Source organism: Vibrio sp. 10N.222.46.A1 (assembly GCF_041473595.1).
In the GTDB taxonomy this organism is placed as follows: Bacteria; Pseudomonadota; Gammaproteobacteria; order Enterobacterales; family Vibrionaceae; genus Vibrio; species Vibrio tasmaniensis_A.
On sequence record NZ_JBFRSN010000298.1, the window covers coordinates 1 to 3,742 of the forward strand.

Genomic DNA, 3,742 nt, shown 5'->3' on the forward strand with positions numbered 1-3,742 from the left:
ACTGCATTAAAGTCTTATGAGAGCATTAACTTCTTGTGAGCTCTCTTATTGTTGATGAGATCAAAAGAGTTAATGAGACCAAAAAGAGTTGCTGAGATTAAAAGCGTCGAGCGTCAAAAATGTTTTGAGTTTGGGTCGAATTCAAATAGATAGGACCCCGGATTGAGTCATGCTTTATAGGCATGCAGGAGTTGATCACTTACGATCAACAGTAAACCGGGTAAAAGTGTGCGGTCGTCAAAGAGTGACGATAAGTTGGTCGATCGGTATTTAAGTTGGATTAACCAAACAAGTTAACGCGTTACTTTTACTGCCAGTTTTAGTGTCTTCATTACAATCATCTTCTATTCTCCTTGGTTATTAATGTGGTCGGGCTTTGAATAAAAAGCGAGCTCAGTTTAGCAAAAAGCCACGATGGCGAGAAGTCATCGTGGCTTAAATTATTTCATCGATAGTGAATCTGATTAATGATGATCGTGATTCATCTTTTTCATGCCGCTCATCACTTTCTTCACTGGCGCATCAAAGGTCTGTGTTTCACCGTTTGCGAAGGTCAGTGTCATTTTGATTTGTTCACCTTCTTTTAGGCTACTTTTTAAGTCAAACAACATGATGTGTAAGCTACCTGGTTTAAGTACAGCTTTACCATTTGCAGGGATGGTGATCGCTTGAACTTGACGCATCTTCATTACGTCGCCATCAACGATAACATCATGAAGTTCAACCTTTCCTGCTGCTGGTGTTGTTGCAGAAACAATAGCGCGATCTTTATCGCTATGGTTCATCAGAGTCGTGAATACCGCGCTGTTCACTGCTGAAGGCGGGGTTGCGCGCGCGTACGCGTCATGAACCATAATGTCGCTATTCGCTTGAGCAAGAGGAGTGAGCAATAAGCCTGCTAGAGCAAGTGCTTTTAACTTCATGTTGTTGTCCTTAGTTTTTTGTTTTGGTCTGGGACCTGACTTTTTGTTCGAACTTTATTCGTTAAGTTCTTTATTTTTGTACACGTTGTTTCTCGTCGCTGATGACTTGGTACGTTAGCGCGTTAATGTGTTAATAGCTTCAACAATTGGCGCTGGCGTTAACGTATGCGGCACTTTGGTAATCAGCGTGCCATCGGGTTTTAAAAAATAGAAATATGAGCTGTGGTCTAGGGTGTATTCCAACTCTGAACCTTCAAGCTTGGTCTTTCTAAAAATAACACCGTAGTTGTGTGCAAGCGTTGTTGTCACATCTAACGGGCCACTTAATCCTTCCATCATTGGGTGGAAGTATTGTGCGTATTCGTATGAGGCTTCAGCGGCATCACGTTCTGGATCGAGAGAAACAAACATCGGGCGAATCTTGGCTTTTGCTTCATCAGAAATCTGGTTAAGTGCTCCGGCTAACATTGCTAGAGAAGTAGGGCACACATCTGGGCAACGTGTGAAACCAAAATAAACGATACGAATTCTGTCATCGGTTTGGTCAAAGATTTCAGTTGGCTGGTTATCTTTGCCGAAAAGGGTTGTTGCGGAGAATTGTTGTTTTGCCGCGTGTTGTTTTTGAGCTTCGTTTTGCCCATCAAGATAACTTTTAACGCCAAAGCCAAGGACAAAAGCGACAACCAATGCTAACGACCAATTTCTACTCATCTTGCCATCCTTATTGCCGGATTTACAGTATCGACACCATCAGTGAGCTCACCGATCCATGTCATCTTGTCTAAAGTACATACAGGTAAAATCACATCACCTTCATAGGTATTATTGCCAATGTTTTTTAATTGAAAACGTGCCGAGCCCATTTCCATCTCTAAACCTGTAAGCGACAGCATTAATGTGTCAGAGGCTGCGCCTTCCCACACTACTTTGATTTTGGTGGGAGCCAGAGGTTGAGCCGTCTCGCGATCAAGTGTCATCGTAACTGTATTTTGCTCACACGATGTGGTGGAAAGTATGCAGTAATCATCTAAGTTAATCTCAGCAGAGGCTCGCTCCATCGCTGATTCAAATTGCTGAATAGCTTGCGGTCCATAAAAGCCTGCCACGAGAGCGATCCCAAGAGCAGCAACCTTTAATGCAGAGTGCATGTCGTGTTCTCATCTAATTTTATAAGAGCGGCGATGTTATCATATCCCTCAATATGTGCTTGTATCAAAAAGTAATTTTGTGCGTATGGTAGAACTAAAAAAGCGAAGCCATTGGCTTCGCTTTTGTCTGTGTCATAGGTTCATGAGCTTAGTCTTTCTAAGTTCTATCCGTTCTGAATACGCTTGAGAATGGATAGAATGATCAGCCCGCGTTGCGCTCTGCAAACTTCTCTAACCCAAGGACCAGAGCAATCGCTACAAGCATCATCACAATAGCCATTACTAGCTGTGAAGGTTGAGAAGTGACGGCTTCAAAATCGAACGGTGACAAGTTTTCTTGAATCAGAGGAACTTGCTCACCTTTAGAGTTTGTACGCCAGCTGATCGTTTCTTTCCACGGCCAAATCTTCGGCAGTGTACCGATCATCAAACCAGTCAAGAATACTAATGTGAAGTCGCGGAATGAGCGTAGTAACCAAGAAAGTACGTGAGAGAAAGTCAGCAGGCCAATCACACAGCCACTAAGGAATAGGGCAAGTACATCGACCTGAAATTCTTTAACGGCACCAAGTACCGGGCCGTACATACCAATTAATAGCAGAATGAAGCTCCCTGAGATACCTGGCAAAATCATCGCACAGATTGCAATCGCACCTGCAATGAGAATATTGATACTGGTAGGTTCCATTTGCAGCGGCTTAAGCACGGTAATGCTGTAAGCGAAGGCGACACCAAGCAGCAAAAATACGAATCGAATCATATCGCGCTTTTCTACTTGTTTAAGAATATGGAAAACCGACACCAAGATAAGGCCAAAGAAGAAAGACCATAGTGGAACTGGGTGGGTGACTAATAACCAAGAAATCAGTTTTGCAAATGTCGCAATGCTCGTGAATACGCCTGCGAACAGTGAAATTAGGAAAAAACCATTGATGTGGCTAAACGCGGCTTTGAAACCTTCACGCTTCCATAGTCCAAGTACGCTAGGGTTAATTCTTCGAATGCTTTCTAGTAGCGTATCGTAGATACCAGTGATGAATGCGATGGTTCCGCCCGACACGCCAGGTACAACGTCGGCTGCGCCCATTGCCATGCCTTTGAAAAAAGTACTTAAGTAGTTCATTGCTTCATAGAGTTGAGAGTGATTTTGTGCAGTATACAAACTTTAGTGTAAAAAAAGTATGAATATACCTTTGGCGAGGTGCTTTATTACCTCTTTAATTGTAAGGCAATACGTTGATGTGAACATCTGCCTTACATTTAAAATACAACTGCTTGGCGTCTTATTATTATCGGCTTCAGTGAAACTTGTTTTCTATCGATATTGCATCTTGGTTGCATTATGCAAATGCACTTTGCAATTCGCATCATGAATTAGAGGTTTTTATGCGATGCAGGGCGTATAAAACGGCTGAATTAAAGTTGGCACGCTAACTGCATTATATACATTGACCCTTCTTAAGCCGAGGGTCACCTAGCCAACTGACGTTGTTAGTGAACTTATGATTTGTTCACAAATATATAGAGCCAATCGCGATTATTGCGGTTGGCTATTTTTTTGTCTGTCGTTTGGCTCTTTATGATCAGTTATCTGCTATTAACCCCATGCTCCAAACGAAAAAAAAGCCAGTCACCATAGGTAACTAGCTTAAGCTTTTCTCGAATTAATCT

General features: G+C 42.4%; 4 protein-coding genes. All 4 read right to left on the reverse strand.

Annotated elements, in window-relative coordinates:
- Positions 1–464: 464 nt before the first annotated feature.
- A complete protein-coding gene (locus AB4496_RS09885) occupies positions 465–923 on the reverse strand; it encodes a copper chaperone PCu(A)C (RefSeq protein WP_017096254.1) in 459 nt (152 codons plus the stop codon).
- Positions 924–1,037: 114 nt separating this feature from the next.
- Entirely contained in the window at positions 1,038–1,634 is a 597-nt protein-coding gene (locus AB4496_RS09890; protein WP_012600175.1) for an SCO family protein, read from the reverse strand.
- Entirely contained in the window at positions 1,631–2,071 is a 441-nt protein-coding gene (locus tag AB4496_RS09895) for a hypothetical protein (RefSeq protein WP_102258067.1), read from the reverse strand. The genes AB4496_RS09890 and AB4496_RS09895 overlap by 4 nt, the downstream gene beginning before the upstream one ends.
- Positions 2,072–2,273: 202 nt before the next feature.
- Positions 2,274–3,194 (reverse strand): DUF368 domain-containing protein, encoded by a 921-nt coding sequence (locus AB4496_RS09900; protein WP_102258066.1) that lies wholly within the window; start codon positions 3,192–3,194, stop codon positions 2,274–2,276.
- Positions 3,195–3,742 lie beyond the last annotated feature (548 nt).

Coding starts and splice junctions, on each gene's coding strand:
- AB4496_RS09895 (WP_102258067.1), bottom strand. CDS start 2,071: ATGCACTCTGCATTAAAGGTTGCTGCTCTTGGGATCGCTCTCGTGGCA.
- AB4496_RS09900 (WP_102258066.1), bottom strand. CDS start 3,194: ATGAACTACTTAAGTACTTTTTTCAAAGGCATGGCAATGGGCGCAGCC.
- AB4496_RS09890 (WP_012600175.1), bottom strand. CDS start 1,634: ATGAGTAGAAATTGGTCGTTAGCATTGGTTGTCGCTTTTGTCCTTGGC.
- AB4496_RS09885 (WP_017096254.1), bottom strand. CDS start 923: ATGAAGTTAAAAGCACTTGCTCTAGCAGGCTTATTGCTCACTCCTCTT.